Annotated in this window: 13 protein-coding genes and 1 tRNA gene; 5 read left to right on the top strand and 9 right to left on the bottom strand. The window is 61.0% G+C overall.

The features are described 5' to 3' along the window. A complete protein-coding gene (gene cobM, locus I1969_RS04340; RefSeq protein ID WP_055286466.1) occupies nt 1–792 on the bottom strand; it encodes a precorrin-4 C(11)-methyltransferase in 792 nt (263 codons plus the stop codon). 458 nt (nt 793–1250) lie between these two features. Here cobM and I1969_RS04335 point away from each other — a divergent pair, with 458 nt between their 5' ends. From I1969_RS04335 to I1969_RS04315, 5 genes are all read left to right on the top strand, one after another. Further along, on the top strand, nt 1251–2177 hold the full coding sequence (locus tag I1969_RS04335; protein WP_022094564.1) for a sirohydrochlorin cobaltochelatase: 927 nt from the start codon (nt 1251–1253) through the stop codon (nt 2175–2177). A gap of 144 nt (nt 2178–2321) precedes the next feature. After that, entirely contained in the window at nt 2322–2855 is a 534-nt protein-coding gene (locus I1969_RS04330; RefSeq protein WP_035138217.1) for a hypothetical protein, read from the top strand. 4 nt (nt 2856–2859) lie between these two features. Continuing rightward, the gene (locus I1969_RS04325) at nt 2860–4431 is read left to right on the top strand and encodes an ABC transporter substrate-binding protein (RefSeq protein WP_195233180.1); all 1572 of its coding nucleotides are present in this window, start codon (nt 2860–2862) and stop codon (nt 4429–4431) included. A gap of 22 nt (nt 4432–4453) precedes the next feature. After that, nucleotides 4454–5476: a FecCD family ABC transporter permease gene (locus I1969_RS04320; protein WP_035138214.1), complete on the top strand. Its 1023-nt coding sequence runs from the start codon at nt 4454–4456 to the stop codon at nt 5474–5476. Next, on the top strand, nt 5477–6715 hold the full coding sequence (locus tag I1969_RS04315; RefSeq protein ID WP_229028251.1) for an ABC transporter ATP-binding protein: 1239 nt from the start codon (nt 5477–5479) through the stop codon (nt 6713–6715). A gap of 95 nt (nt 6716–6810) precedes the next feature. On the opposite strand, the gene I1969_RS04310 is transcribed toward I1969_RS04315, so the two are convergent. From I1969_RS04310 to I1969_RS04275, 8 genes are all read right to left on the bottom strand, one after another. Further along, the gene (locus I1969_RS04310; RefSeq protein WP_052044155.1) at nt 6811–7422 is read right to left on the bottom strand and encodes a TetR/AcrR family transcriptional regulator; all 612 of its coding nucleotides are present in this window, start codon (nt 7420–7422) and stop codon (nt 6811–6813) included. 116 nt (nt 7423–7538) lie between these two features. After that, nucleotides 7539–8846 carry a lysylphosphatidylglycerol synthase transmembrane domain-containing protein gene (locus I1969_RS04305; protein ID WP_006233965.1) on the bottom strand — a complete coding sequence of 436 codons (1308 nt, stop codon included), beginning with the start codon at nt 8844–8846 and terminating at the stop codon, nt 7539–7541. Nucleotides 8847–8996: 150 nt separating this feature from the next. Further along, nucleotides 8997–9073: transfer RNA gene (locus I1969_RS04300), tRNA-Glu, on the bottom strand. Nucleotides 9074–9200: 127 nt separating this feature from the next. Beyond that, complete coding sequence (locus I1969_RS04295) at nt 9201–10595, bottom strand: CCA tRNA nucleotidyltransferase (protein WP_195233178.1); 1395 nt, start codon at nt 10593–10595, stop codon at nt 9201–9203. Between the two features lie 195 nt (nt 10596–10790). Beyond that, nucleotides 10791–11723 carry a 1-phosphofructokinase family hexose kinase gene (locus I1969_RS04290; RefSeq protein WP_195233176.1) on the bottom strand — a complete coding sequence of 311 codons (933 nt, stop codon included), beginning with the start codon at nt 11721–11723 and terminating at the stop codon, nt 10791–10793. 189 nt (nt 11724–11912) lie between these two features. Beyond that, nucleotides 11913–12845 carry a 1-phosphofructokinase family hexose kinase gene (locus I1969_RS04285; protein WP_006233969.1) on the bottom strand — a complete coding sequence of 311 codons (933 nt, stop codon included), beginning with the start codon at nt 12843–12845 and terminating at the stop codon, nt 11913–11915. 74 nt (nt 12846–12919) lie between these two features. Further along, nucleotides 12920–14623, bottom strand: a complete 1704-nt coding sequence (ptsP, locus tag I1969_RS04280) for a phosphoenolpyruvate--protein phosphotransferase (protein ID WP_035138206.1) — start codon at nt 14621–14623, stop codon at nt 12920–12922. A gap of 133 nt (nt 14624–14756) precedes the next feature. Then, nucleotides 14757–15020 (bottom strand): HPr family phosphocarrier protein, encoded by a 264-nt coding sequence (locus tag I1969_RS04275; protein ID WP_022094575.1) that lies wholly within the window; start codon nt 15018–15020, stop codon nt 14757–14759. Nucleotides 15021–15261 lie beyond the last annotated feature (241 nt).

Here is a 15261-nt window from a genome sequence, read left to right as displayed (position 1 = left end):
CTAGCTGCTCGCCTTCCGATACCCCGTGGCAAACGAAGGGTCGTAAAGCTTGCTGCGCTCGTACGACTCTGCTTGCGCGCCGTTGTGCGAAAACCCGCCGCGAGCTCCGAGCACGCGGCCCACCACCACGAGCGCCGTGCGGTCGATGCCCTCTCGCGCGCCCGCATCGGCGAGCGTGCCCACTGTGCATCGCACCACGCGCTCCTCAGGCCAGGTCGCCTTGTACACGAGCGCGGCCGGCTCGTCGGAGCTGCGGCCCGCGGCCAAAAGCTCGGCGGAAAGCTCGGCGAGCATACCCGAGCTCAGGAAGATGACCATAGTCGAGCCACTTTCCGCCATGGTGCGCATGCCCTCGCCCGCGGGCATGGGGGTACGTCCGGAAAGCCGCGTGATCACGACCGACTGGCTGATTCCCGGCAGCGTGTATTCCTGGCGAAGCGCCGCCGCGGCACCGCAAAAGCTCGACACGCCGGGCACCACCTCGTAGTCCACGCCGCGCGCGTCGAGCGCGTCCATCTGCTCCTGGATGGCGCCGTACAGGCACGGGTCGCCCGTGTGCAGGCGCACCACGTCCTCGCCCCGCGCATCTGCCGCGCACATCACGTCGAGCACTTCCTCCAAGGTCATGTGCGCGCTGTCGTAGACGATGCAGGATTCCTTGCACTCAGCGAGCAGCTCGGGGTTCACAAGGCTTCCCGCCCAAACGACCACGTCGGCTGCGCGCAGAAGGCGCGCCCCGCGCAGCGTGATAAGGTCGGCGGCGCCCGAGCCTGCGCCAACGATATGAATCATCCGAGCCTTCCCTTCCCGTTTCTCATCGCAACCGTTTACGCCGCCATTCGCGCAGCGGGCAAAACACGGCGCCTGCGGCGGCAATCGGCGCAAATACGCAGGCAGGAGGCGCAATGCCGCCCGCCCTGGCTTTGACACGTTCACAAGTGCCCACTATCATAGTAAAAGATTCGGCAACGAGCATATGACAATCGGATAAAAGGAAATGACCGGCGCGGCGCCCGCACAGCCCGCGCTGGCTTGCGGAGGGAACCAGGTGGGAATCCTGGGCAAGGGACATTACTGTATAGGACGCGCGGGCGAACCGCCTCGCGCCCCAAGCCAGACTGCTTCGCCTTTTCCTCACGGCATCGCCGTGGCGTTAGCTCCTTGTGAACCCCGAGGGGTGCGCTTTTCTTTCGCTTGTGCCGACAAGCAACTGTCGCCGGGGGACCGGCAAACCGAGGAAAGGAAAAACCATGTCCGACCAGATGTCACGCCGCGGCTTCATGGGCGCCGCAGCAACCGGAGCCGTCGCGCTCGCCGGAGTCGCGCTCGCGGGCTGCTCCAACACCTCCGCGAGTTCCGAGAAATCGAGTGAAAAGGAGAAGGCCGTGAAGCCGGTCATCCTCGTCACGAGCTTCGGCACGAGCTACAACGACTCGCGCCACATCACCATCGGCGCCATCGAAGACGCTATCCGGGAGAAGTACTGGCAGGACTACGACATCCGCCGCGCCTTCACCGCGCAGATCATCATCGACAAGCTGAAGAAGCGCGACGGCATCACGATCGACAACATGACCGAGGCACTCGACCGCTGCGTGGAAGACGGAGTGAAGGAAATCGTCGTGCAGCCGACGCATCTCATGGGTGGCCTGGAATACACCGACGTGAAAGACGAGCTCGACAAGTACGCCGACAAGTTCGACAAAATCTCGCTCGGCGACCCGCTGCTCACCTCCGACGACGACTACAAGAAGGTGGCCGCAGCCATTAAGGAGAACATGGCGTCCTTCGACGACGGCAAGACGGCGCTGTGCCTCATGGGCCACGGCACCGAAGCCGATTCCAACGCCGACTATGCCAAGATGCAGGAAGTGTTCAAGAACGAGGGCTTGACGCAGTTCTTCGTCGGCACCGTCGAGGCTGAACCGACCTGCGAGGATGTTATCGCCGCCGCGAGCGCCGCAGGCTACAAGAAGGCCGTGCTCGCGCCGTTCATGGTGGTCGCGGGCGACCACGCGAACAACGACATGGCAGACGAGACCGACCCCGACAGCTGGGCTGCGAAGTTCGTGGCCGCCGGCTTCGAAGTGACGTGCCTGCTCCAGGGTCTGGGACAGAACGTCGCGGTCGACGACATCTACGTCTCGCACGTGGACGACGCCATCGCCAAGCTGTAAACTCGCCGCGCACGGGGGCGCCGGTCGCGTCCTCGTGCAACGGGCATGCGCCTTCCCCGACTGACGGCGCATGCCCGTTGCATTCGCATCCCGCCCGCCCGCCGCACGGCGCGGGCGGTCGAAGCGATTGAAAGGAACTCCTCCATGTTGAAGAAAACCCTCGCCTTCGCCCTGTCGGCGGCGCTTTTCGCGTTCTCGCTCGCCGGCTGCGGCGGAAATTCAATCGACAGCGCAAAGGCAAGCGATGCCGATTCCCAGGAAAAGACCGAACAGGCGGCCGATGCGCCCGAGGGCGCAAGCGCTGCCCCCATCACCGCCGACAAGGTGGCCGACGGCACCTATCCGATCACCGTAGATTCCAGCTCGAACATGTTCAGGATTGTGGACGCCCAGCTCATCGTGGAAAACGGCTCCATGCACTGCGTGATGACACTTTCCGGCACGGGCTACGGCAAGCTCTTCATGGGCACGGGTGACGAGGCTGCCGCCGCGAGCGAGGCCGACTTCATCCCCTATGTGGAAAACGCGGAAGGCAAGTACACCTACGACGTGCCCGTTGAAGCGCTCGACGAGGACACCGCCTGCGCCGCGTGGAGTATTAGAAAAGAGCAGTGGTACGACCGCACGCTCGTGTTCGAATCCGCCGGCGTCGATCTGCGCGCCGACGCACTGAAGTAACGCCATGCGGTCGATTCTTCCCAAGGGGGAAAGCAGGAAGCGTCGCAGCATCGCGGTGCGCGCGATCGCCTGCGTTCTCGTCGCCCTGCTCGCGCTTCCCTTCGCGGGGTGCAGTGCGAGCCCGAACGCGACCGGTGGCACGGCAGGCTCTCAGGAATACACTGTGAGCGTCTCGCTCTCCGGCGGGTCAGGGCGCGCAAGCATCGCCTCACCCACCACAATTGTGAAGGATGGCGACACCTACACCGCGACCATCACCTGGTCGAGTTCGAACTACGACAAAATGACCGTCAACGGCGTGGACTACGCGCCCGTAAACGACGGCGGCTACTCCACGTTCGAGATACCCGTCACGCTCGACGAGGACATCGCCGTGTCGGCCGAGACCGTCGCCATGTCGACGCCGCACACCATCGACTACACGCTCCACTTCGATTCATCCACCATGAAGGAGAAATCGGGCGACGAAGCAAGCGGCGGCTCCCCTGCGGGAACGGCTTCAAACGCCGCGGCCGACTTCCACAACGCCGATTTGGGCTGCGGCTGGAAGCCGACGGGGACGCTTCAGCTTGAATACGCCGAGCACTTCACTGTCGACGAGTACGAAGGCGGCCTGCGGCTTATCTGCATTTCGAACGGGGAGCGCTTCCTCGTGGTACCGCAAGATGCAAAGGTACCTGATGGGTTGAGCTCCGACATCGCGGTCATAAGGCGTCCCGCCAACAAGGTGTACCTCGTGTCGTCGGCGACGATGTGCCTGGTCGACGCGCTCGATGCGAACGACAACATCCTCATGTCGGGCACGAAGGCCGACGATTGCTCGGTCGCGGGCTTCAAAAGCGCACTCGAAAGTGGGGCGATCGCCTACGGCGGCAAGTACAGCGCGCCCGACTACGAGCGAATATCGGCCTCGGGCTGCACGCTCGCCATCGAGAACACCATGATCAACCACACGCCCGATGTGAAGGAAAAGCTGCAGAAGCTCGGGCTCGTCGTGCTCACCGAACAGTCGTCGAGCGAGCCCGAAGCACTCGGGCGCGTCGAGTGGATTAAGCTTTTCGGCGTCCTGTTCGACAAGGAAGACGAGGCCGCGCACCTGTTCAACGAGCAGAAGGCCCGCGTCGAGCAAACGTCGAGGCTCGCGTCGTCAGGTAAAACCGTGGCGTATTTCTACATTAACTCGAACGGGGCCGCCGTCACGCGGCGGGCGGGCGACTACGTGGCGCAGATGATCGAGCTTGCAGGCGGCAACTACGCGCTCGATGACGCGCAGACGGCGTCGACGTCAGGTTCGTCAGTAACGCTCGAAATGGAGCGCTTCTACGCGACGGCGAAGGATGCCGACATTATCGTCTACAACGGCACCATCGACGAATCGGTTGCCACCTTGAACGACTTCGTAGGCAAAAACGCGCTATTGTCGCAGTTCAAAGCCGTGAAGAACGGCAACGTCTGGGTCACAAGCGCCGACATGTACCAGCAGATGACTTCCACCGCCGACATTATCGACGAGCTGCACGGGGCGTTCACCGGCGATGACGCGAGCAACTTCCATTATCTGAGGAAGCTCGGCTAGCGCCATGAGAAGCCGGCTTTCCATGACATACGACGAATCGGGGCGCGCCGCGCGGTGTCGCGTCGTGACGGCGCTGCTCGCTGTTGCCCTCATCGTGCTCGTCGGGGCCAACCTGTGCATCGGGAGCGTGCTCGTGCCCGCAGACCACATCCCCGGCATCCTTTCGGGAGGCGCGGCCAATTCCATGGAAATCCAGATCATCTGGGAGATTCGTCTGCCGCGCGTGCTTTCAGCCGTGCTTCTCGGCGGGGCACTTTCGCTCTCCGGGTTCCTGCTGCAGACGTTTTTCAACAACCCCATCGCCGACCCGTTCATCTTGGGCGTCTCCTCGGGCGCAAAGTTCGTCGTCGCGCTTACGATGATCGTACTTCTGGGCGCGAACCAGGCCATGTCCTCGCCGGCCATGGTGGCCGCAGCGTTTCTGGGATCGCTTATCACCATCGGCTTCGTGCTCCTCATCGCACGGCGCATAAGTTCCATGGCCATGCTCATCGTGGCGGGCGTCATGGTGGGATACATCTGCTCGGCGGCGACGAACTTTCTCATCGCCTTCGCCGACGACCAGTCCATCGTGAACCTGCACAACTGGTCTTTGGGTAGCTTCTCGGGTTCGAGCTGGGACGACATCGCGGTCATCGCGGTCGTGGTGATCACCGTGAGCGCATGCGTATTCGCGATATCGAAGCCCCTTTCCGCCTTCCAGCTGGGAGAAGCCTACGCGAAAAGCGTCGGCGTGAACGTCGCACGCTTCCGCGTGGTGCTCGTCCTTCTAGCGAGCATGCTCTCCGCCTGCGTGACCGCGTTCGCTGGTCCGGTGTCGTTCGTAGGCATCGCGGTTCCGCATCTCGTTAAGTCGGCGCTGAAGTCGTCGAAGCCCATCCGCGTGATTCCTGCGTGCTTCTTGGGAGGCGCCATCTTCTGCGCGGGCTGCGATTTGATCGCGCGCACGCTGTTCTCCCCCGTCGAGCTTTCCATCAGCGCCGTCACCGCCATCTTCGGCGCGCCGGTGGTTATCGCACTCATGTTGAAGAAACGAGTGAGGTAGATGGGGGAATTCATGCCGCGGCCCAAAACGCTCAGAGGGGAGTCGAACCTCGAAACCCCGGTCGCAACGAAGGCTGACGGAGCGCCGCTTTTCCGCATAAGCGACCTGTCGGCGGGCTACGACAAGAAGGTCGTAGTCGAAGGCGTCGAGCTGGAGGTTCGCGCGGGCGACGTCGTGGCGCTCATCGGGCCGAACGGCTCGGGCAAGTCGACCATCTTGAAAACCATCACACGCCATCTGGCACCGCTTGCCGGCGCGGTCGAGCTCGACGGGCGGGAGATTTCCCGATGGAAGACGGCGGAGTTCGCAAGGAACCTTGCCGTTATGCTGACAGATCGACCGCGGACCGAGCTCCTCACCTGCCGCGATATCATAGAGGCGGGAAGGCATCCCTACACCGGGCGAATGGGCACACTCTCGCCCGACGACCATAGTCGGGTCGACGAGGCCATGAAAACCGCACATGTGGAAGAGTTCGCCGAGCGCGACTTCATGCAGATAAGCGACGGGCAACGCCAGCGCGTCATGCTCGCACGCGCCATCGCACAGGATCCGCGTGTGCTCGTGCTCGACGAGCCCACGTCATATCTCGATATCCGCTACCAGATCGACCTGCTGCGAATACTTCGCCACCTTGCGAAATCGCGGAATGTGGCTGTCATCATGTCCATCCACGAACTCGAGCTCGCGCAGAAAAGCGCCGACAAGGTGATTTGCGTGAAGGACGGCCGGGTCTTCCGCGCCGGCGCACCCGAGGACATATTCACGCGCGAGACGATTGGCGAGCTCTACGGCCTTCAACATGGCACCTTCAACGAGCGCTTCGGCAGCGTGGAAATTGGGCGCCCACACGGCGATGCGCACACGTTCGTCATCGCCGGCGCAGGTACGGGGTCAGCTGTGTTTCGCCAGCTAATCCGGCAGGGCAAGGCGTTCTACGCGGGCGTTCTGCACGAAGGGGACATCGACTGCGAGCTTGCGCGCGACCTGGCGACGGAATGTGTGGCCGAGCGCGCCTTCGAGCCGATCGGGGATAAAACCATAGCCCGCGCCAAAGAGCTCCTCGTCCACTGCGCGCGTCTTATCGTGTGCCCCGCCGCCTTCGGCACCATAAACGCCCGCAACGCAGAGCTCGTCGAGTTCGCACGCTCGCATGGTATCGAGGTCATGCGAGCGTGCGAAGGCGCATCGGAGGATTCCAAAATTGGAGTGGGAAGGATAAACTGGACTTTCTTTTAAGGATCCTCAGGCTACAGCTCCTACGCCGGCAAGCTCTCCAAGGCGCCGGAGAACCTCAGGAACAGGAATTTCCACGCCGACGAGCCCAACTAGGCCTAATCCAAGCGAGATTCCAGACTCGACAGACCATTGAGAGTCAGATCGTTGGCGACCTCAGAGACGCGCTCGATAGGAACCGAGCCGTCAGACAGCGCCCACGTGCGATAGATACCGATAATACCCGACAGCAAAAACGCCAGATAGTAGTCGAACATTTCGTCCTTGAGACCTTGGGGCAGCAGATCTCGCTCGGCAATCTCGTGCTCGAGCGGCGCACGAAGACGAGCCATGAAATCATCGAGCGGAATATTCTCGATCAGCTGACGATTGAGCACCAAGTTGTTGCACAGTGCCTCGTTAACGGTTTTAAAGAAGGTCGCCGCCGCGCTCAGGGCGCGCTCGTTGGTGTCGCCGTCCATGGAAGCAAGCGTTTTCTCGACTGAGTCGACAATCATCTCCACCACATCGACGGCAATGGCATCGAGCAGGCCGTCAACCGTACCAAAGTGAACGTAAAAGGTCTTGCGGTCGACATTGGCCTCGCGCGCGATGGCACTCACCGTAATGTCTGCCAGCGGCTTTTCCATGAGCAGGCGCTCGAAAGCCGAAAGGATGGCATTACGGCTGCGAACGATGCGACGATCAAGACGCGGTTTGCTGGTTGCCATGGGCGTGTCCCTTCGATATGCGAGCATTCATCAACAGATGAGAGATAATCTACGTAAGAGGATTATCCCCCATACAGCACAAATATGCCTCGCATCATGAAGAACGCACGACTGCCCTACTGCGACTTAGGGTGCTTCTTCTTATTGAGTGCCGACGGAGATACGCGAATACCGTCTCCTGTCTGACGCACATAGGCCTTATGAGCCGGCTTTGCGGTCCCAGAAGCCTTCTGAGCGTGCTTCTTGGGATCAACGGTAACAGCATTCGTGGGGTGCGGCTTAGTGGGCGCAGAGGGCGTCTGAGGCGTGCGGCCGAGCTTGCGCATCACGCGATCCCAGCGCGCATGGATGCTCTCGTTGTGGGCGCTCTTAAGTCCCAGCAGGGGCGCAGCCAAAATGGTAGGCGCAATAAACGTAATGAGACGCCACAGCAGATAGCCGGCGGTCGAAGCCGAACCGAAGAAATGACCCAAGAACAATGCAAAGCCGCCCTCAGCGCCACCAGTTCCACCGGGCAAGGGAACCGCAGAGCTTAACAGCTGGACAAAGGCGCTCGCGGCCATGACCGAGAAAAAGTCGACCTCGTGGTGGCCAAAGGCAAGCATCAGGAAATACGGAACCAGATAGAAAAACGCGAGCTGCAGCATGGTGATAAACACGGTGAGCAGCATGGAAGAAAAATGTCCGGCCGAAAGCTTGAACTTCTCGGAGAAGGAGTAGATCTCGCCATCGACAAACGTGCGCCAACCCTCGATCTTAGTGGCCGAGACACCAATGCGCTCGAGCCAATTGATGATGCAATGGGCGACGCGCGTGACGGTCTTAGGCATGAGCGCGACGGCGAAGATGCCAAGCAAGATGCAGCAGTGTCCACCAAAGCTAAAGACGCACAGCAGCGTCATGTCGCCGTAGCGTTCGGCAAAAAACGGCATACGGGCGAGCAGCAGGATAGCGCCCCAGGCGACCAGGCCAAACTGGTACACGATAAAACGCGTGAATTGCGTGGCGCCGGCCTCGCCCACGTTTTGGCCCGCCTTGGTCAGGCGGTAGATCTGGGCGGGAGTCGAGCCCATCATCATGGGCGTCAGGTTGCCAAAGAAGATGCCACTCGCCTCGACCGAGATCAGGTCGCGGATGCCGACGGGCGAATTGGGATCGAGCCAGACGGCGATCGCATAGGCCACAATGCCAAAGAACAGGTACATGAACATGCAAAGACACGCGACAACGAGCCATGACGCCTGGACGCTCGACATAGCGGCCCAGAACTGCCCCATCTGCCCGGTTACCACCAGATAGACGATATAACCTACCAGCACGACGCCGATAAAGATGGCGCCGCGGCGTGCGCTCTTATTGTCATCTCCGCCCGAGGCCTCAACCTCGACCTGGGGCTTAGACGTATGCTGAGAGGACTCCGTCATGAGACTCCTTCTAACAGTCAAAATATCTTGGTTATTGTACCCGTAAGGGCCATAGGCAGAACGCAAAGCTCTGGTTCAAACGGGAATTGCAGACGGTTGTTTGAAAATAAAAAACCCGGCCTTCCATGGGAAGCCCGGGTATCAAATGCGTGGTAGCCCGTACCAGATTCGAACTGGTGATCTCCGCCTTGAGAGGGCGGCGTCCTAAACCGCTAGACGAACGGGCCACATGACATCTGCACTGCCGTGCTGCGAAGAAATATATTACGGGACAAAAAACGTCAGCGCAAGAAGAAATTCCAAATTGCCAAAAAATTGTCGGCAGGTTATGGAACACGCAGGTAAACTGGGTAGCTAATTCAAGTTGAGATGGACCAAAAGAGCTTCGCGCTCGTTGGGGATTTTGTCTTCGATCACGGCGTCGAGGGCGGAGTTGAGTAGCTGCCCCAGTTCCGGCCCGGGCTTGACTCCGGCACGGATCAGGTCGCCGCCGTTGATGGCGAGCATCTTGAGCGTATAGGGCTCCCCCGCCTTCAGCAGCTCGTGCGCCATCGCGCGCATCTCCTCAATCGTCTCAACGTAATAGAAGCACGACGGGGCCTTGCCAAGTGTGTCGGCACGCTTAAGGTCCATGAGCTCGTCAATCAGGTGGGCCGTGTCGACTCCCTCACCCGAAAGCGCGCGCATCATATTGAGCAGGCAGGAGCGCTCGGGGCGCAGCGGCTTGTCATGGTATTTGATGAGCAGGCACACGTCGCGCACCAAGTCGTGCGAGAGCGCCAGGCGATCCATAATGACGCGCGCCTTCTTGGCACCGAGCTCGGGATGACCGTAGAAGTGTCCGCTGCCGGCGTGATCGACCGTAAAGCACTCGGGTTTGGACACATCGTGCAAAAACGCCGCCCACATAAGACTCGACGAGGGCGCGACGCCGTCACACAGCGCGAGCTCCCCCGCCACCGTCAGCACACGGGCGATATGCTCGTAGACGTTAAAGGCATGGTAGACGCTACGCTGGTCAAAGCCACGGGCCGGGGCCAGCTCGGGCACAGCGGCGCAGATGAGCTCGGGATAGCGGAGCATCGCGTCTCCCCCATGACCGGTCGAAAGAATGCCCTCGAGCTCAATACCCACACGCTCACGCGCCACGGCATCGAGCAGCGGCGCGCACTCGGCAAGCGCGCGCTTAGTCTCGGGCTCAATCATAAAGTCCAGGCGGCAGGCAAAGCGTACCGCACGCAGCATGCGCAGGGCGTCCTCGTTAAAGCGACGCTTGGGATCGCCGACAGCGCGAATCAGCTTGCGCTCCAAGTCACCCTGGCCGTCGTAGCGGTCGACAAGCCCGCGCTCGGGATGCCAGGCCATGGCGTTGACGGTAAAGTCGCGGCGCGCCAGATCGTCCTCGAGCGAGGCGGCACGCTCCACACTCTGGGGATGGCGACCATCGGTGTAAAAGCCATCCAAACGGTACGTGGTGACCTCGATACGCTCGCCATCGGAAATAGCCGTGATTCCGCCAAATTTAATGCCCGACTCCACGACCGCGATGCCGGCGGCCTCGAGCGCCGCTTTGGACTCCTGCCACAGGCCGCTACAGCACATATCAACATCGTGGCTGGGGCACCCCATCAGGGCGTCGCGCACCCAACCGCCCACGTACCAAGCCTCAAGACCAGCCGCCTCAAGCGCGCGCAGGACGCGCAGGGACGCATCGGACGGTTGCGTACCGTTGAGCGAAACATTGCACATGCCTATGGCCTCCTGCACTTGTGAGCGTAAATCGATGGTTCTCAAGAAGTCTAACAAGAAACGAGAAAGCACGCACACGCAATCGCGTCGTCGATTAGATAAAACGAGACAGCAGACGCCACATACGTTCAGCGCGCAAAAAACACCCGCTTTGGTAATCCAAAGCGGGTGTTCGGCAACGACGTATCGATGCTGCTAGCAGACCTGGCGAACCTCAATGTGCTTCTTATATTCGTCCACCTTGGCAAAATCGCCCAGACCGGGGCACTCGACCACGTTGGCGCCGGTGGCCATCGAAAGACGCAAGGCATCCTCGACGCGCTCGGGGGCGTCGTGCCACACGGACAGGAAGGCAGCGAGCGAGGAATCGCCGGCGCACACCGTCGACAGCAGCTTGACGTCGAAGGTGCGGTTGGCAAACCAAATATGCTCGCCGTTGGAGAAGTACGCGCCGTCGCCACCGAGGGTCAGCAGCACGTTCTTGGCGCCCTTTGCATGCAGCTCGGCCATAGCGCCCTTGACGGACTCGTCGTCGCCACCGCTCACCTTGATGCCAAAGATGTCGAGCAGCTCGTCGTCATTGGGCTTGATCAGCAGCGGCTCCATGGCAATGAGGTCAGCCAGCTGATGGCTCGAGATATCGAGGACGAACTCGGCCCCCTTGGCCTTGACGCGGCGCAGGACCTCGGCCAGGAAGCCCTCGGAAGTGTTGGGAGGCAGCGAGCCGCTGATGACCAGGCAGGTCATGTCATCGAGCGAATCGATGAGCTCAAACATCTCCTGCTCGTTGGCCTCGTTGATGGCGGCACCGGCGTTGACCATGTTGTACTCGGTGTCGGGGCCGGCGTTGAGGAACACGTTGACGCGCGTGATGCCGTCGGTCCACACGGGCTTGACGGGCACACCCAGGGCCTCGGCGCCCTTGACGATGAACTCGCCCGAGAAGCCAGCGAAGAAGCCCAGGATCGTGGTGTCGACACCGTAGTGATCGAGAGTGAACGAGACGTTAAGGCCCTTGCCGTTGGGCGTATAGACCGCGTTGCGGGTACGCGTTACGGTGTTGGCAGCAAGACTGTCGCAGGCGATGTTGTAGTCAATGGCGGGATTTGCAGTGAGCGTGTAAATCATGAATGTTCCTTTCACGAAGCAACGTGTTGATGAAAGTATATTCCACGCATCGACAAAAGGCTACAACAACTCGGTGAACGGTGTGGAAGCGATGAAGTACGGCAGAACATCTCTCCCCCATGACGGAACAAAAAAGGCGCCCCGGCCGAAACCGGGGCGCCGCATGCGCACGAATATGTCGCGTTTCGATTACTGACGATCGAGCTTGCGGACAGCAACGCGTTTGCTGTACTCGTCGACGTGACCGAAGTCGCCAATGCCGACGGACTCGGCAACGTTGGCGCCGGTGGCCATAGCGAGCTTCATGGCCTCCTCGACGTTGTCGCGATCCCTGTACCACTTGTGCAGGAACGCAGCGAGGGTGCAGTCGCCGGCGCAGACGGAAGAAACCAGCTTGATGTTGAACTCACGCTTGGCGTACCAGATGTCCTCGCCGTTGGAGAAGTAAGCGTCGCCGCGGCTACCACGGGTAAGCAGCACGTTCTGAACGCCAGCGTCGTGAGCCATCTTCATGGCAACGCGGACCTCGTCGTCGGTGTCGACCGGCACGCCGAAGATGGCCTTCATCTCGTGATGGTTCGGCTTGATGAGCAGAGGCTTCTTGTGAGCGAGCTCCTTGAGCTTGTCGGAGGACAGGTCCAGGACGACATCAGCGCCACGAGCCTGAGCGTGCTCCATGACCTGAGCCAGGAAGTCAGGCGTAGCTTTGGGAGGCACGGAGCCGGAAACGATCAGGCACTCGAGATCGCCCGCGGTGTCCAGGATGTTGTAGAGCTCCTCCTGGTGCTGCGGCGTGATCGGAGCACCCGGGTTCAGGATGCCGTACTCGTGCTGGCCATCGTTGACGTAGGTGTTGATGCGCGTGATACCGTCGGTCCAGACCGGGCGGCAGAGGCAACCCAGGTTCATGACCTCCTCGACGATGAACTTGCCCGTGAAGCCGGCGAAGAAGCCGAGCGCGACGGTGTCGACGCCCATCTTCTTAAAGGCGAAGGACACGTCGAGGCCCTTGCCGTTAGCCGTGTAGCTGGCCGAGCCGGTGCGGACGTTCTCGTCGGGCTCGAGCGGAGAGCTCGAAACCGTCATGTCGACAGCCGGGTTAGCGGTTAGCGTGTAGAACATTTACAGTACCCCCTGTATATGTGAGGGCCGCGTGGCCGGCCCATTCCAACCACGCGGTTACCTCTGATACCAAATTAGCGAGCTGCGGACTCGAGCAGAGCCTTGACCTCGGCGGCGGTGTTGCAGGCGAGCGCCTTCTCGGCGAGCTCGTCGCACTCGGCCTTGGTCCACTGACTGATGGTCTTGCGGGCGCGCAGGATCGACGGAGCGCTCATCGAGAACTCCTCCAGGCCCCAGCTGATCAGCAGCGGCTCGAGCAGCGGATCGGCAGCGGCCTCGCCGCACATACCGACCATGATGCCGGCCTTCACGCCGCTCTCGATGATGTTCTTGAGCGACCGGAGCACGGCGGGATAGTACACCTGGTACAGGTTGGAGATGGTGTCGTTGCCACGGTCGGCGCACATGGTGTAGCCGATCAGGTCGTTGGTGCCGATGGAGAAGAAGTCGGCGACCTCGGCAAGACGGTCTGCGAGCAGCGAAGCGGCGGGCGTCTCGACCATGATGCCGACCTCGATGTTCTCGTTGAACTTGCGCCCCTCTTCGGTCAGCTCGGCCTTGCACTGCTCGACGAGCTCCTTGACAGCCAAGACCTCCTCGACGCAGGTGACGAGCGGGATCATGATCTTGACGTCACCGAAGGCGCTAGCGCGCAGCAGAGCGCGGAGCTGGACCTTGTACTGGTCGGGATTGGCCAAGCAGTAACGCACGGCGCGGAAGCCCATGAAGGGGTTGTCTTCCTTGACCATATGCAGATACGGAATCTCCTTGTCGCCACCCACATCGAGCGTGCGGATGATGACCGGAGCACCCTTGAGCGCGCTGGCGACCTTACGGTAGGCGTTGAACTGCTCCTCCTCGGAAGGAAGCTCAGCAGAGTCCATGAACAGGAACTCGGAGCGGAACAGACCGATAGCCTCGGCGTCGTGATCGAGCGCGTTGGGCACGTCATCGGGGTTACCGATGTTGCAGGCGATGATCTTCTTGATGCCATCGGCAGTCACGGACGGCTTGCCACGGAAGGCCTCGAGGGCTGCCTTCTCGGCAGCGAAGGCCTCGGCCTTGGCGGTGTAGGCAGCGAGCGTCTCCTCGTCGGGATCGGCCTCGACGATACCCTTGCCGCCGTCGACGACGACGGTCATGCCGTTGCGCAGTGCGGTGCAGCTGTTGGAGACCGAAAGGACAGCCGGGATCTCGAGGGCGCGCGCAATGATCGCGGAGTGCGACGTGCGGCCACCGGTCTCGGTGACGATACCGGCAACGTGGGCCTTATCGATCGTGGCGGTCATGGACGGCGTGAGGTCATGCACGACAACGACGGTGTTCTCGGGCAGGACGGAGAGGTCGACGACCTCCTTGCCCAGCAGCTCGGCCAGAATACCGGTGCGGATGTCGGCGATGTCGGCCGCGCGCAGACGGAACATCTCGTCGTCCATGGACAGGAACATGTTCTCGAACATGGTCGAGGTGTCCATGAGCGCCTGCTCGGCGCAGGTGCCGCCGTCAATGGCGGCGTTAATGGCGTCGGTCATGCCCGGGTCCTGAGCCAAGACAATGTGTCCGCTCATGATCTCGGCCTCGGCCTCGCCCACCGTCTCCTTCATGTGGTCGGCCTGAGCCTGGGTCTTCTCGCAGAAGACCGAAAGAGCGGACTGATAGCGCTCCTTCTCTGCTGCCGAATCAGCAACCTCGTGCGGCTCAAACGTCAAGTCGGGATCGACGGCGACCATGACGGTGCCGATACCGATGCCCTCGGAAGCGTTGACTCCCTGATACATTCCCATTCCTCTCTCCGTGTCATGTGATAAAGCGTTTTGCCATATCCATGACAAAAGAGCGCAGCTACCTTACAACAGGTCACTGCGCCCCCAAATATGAACTTAGTTGTTCAACATGCGACCCGTTTGAGTTCTACTCGCCAAGACCGCTCTTGATGAGCTCGATGGCAGCAGCCAGAGCCTCGGCCTCGTCGGCGCCGTCGCACTTGACCTCGACCTCGGTACCGCAGGGGATACCAGCAGCCATGAGGGCCATCGGGGACTTGCCGTTGACCTCCTTCTCGGGGGTGACGACCGTCACGTCACAGGCGTACTTGCCCATGGTGGAGGCGAACAGACCAGCCGGACGCATGTGCAGACCCTGAGGATTAACGAGGGTAGCCTTCTCAGAAACCATAGTTGACTCCTTTTTTGTGTTTAACCCCTGTCATGCATGTGGCAGGAGTCAGATTCACGACGTTGTTTATATTAACTCACATCAAACGGTTTTTCATTGTGTTTCGCACGAATTGTTGGACAGATGTCGTTCGCTGTCCGCTCGCCTGCCGGGCGGGGCGGTTAAGTTTGCTGCTCTACAGTCCTGCGCAAGACGGAAAGCACATTAAGTGCTTTCCTTTGCGTGCGGAACTCGCGACAAA

Source organism: Collinsella aerofaciens (assembly GCF_015548375.1).
Taxonomy (GTDB): Bacteria; Actinomycetota; Coriobacteriia; order Coriobacteriales; family Coriobacteriaceae; genus Collinsella; species Collinsella aerofaciens_AB.
Note: the sequence above shows the minus strand (reverse complement) of the source record. Positions and strands in the feature narration are given on the sequence as shown.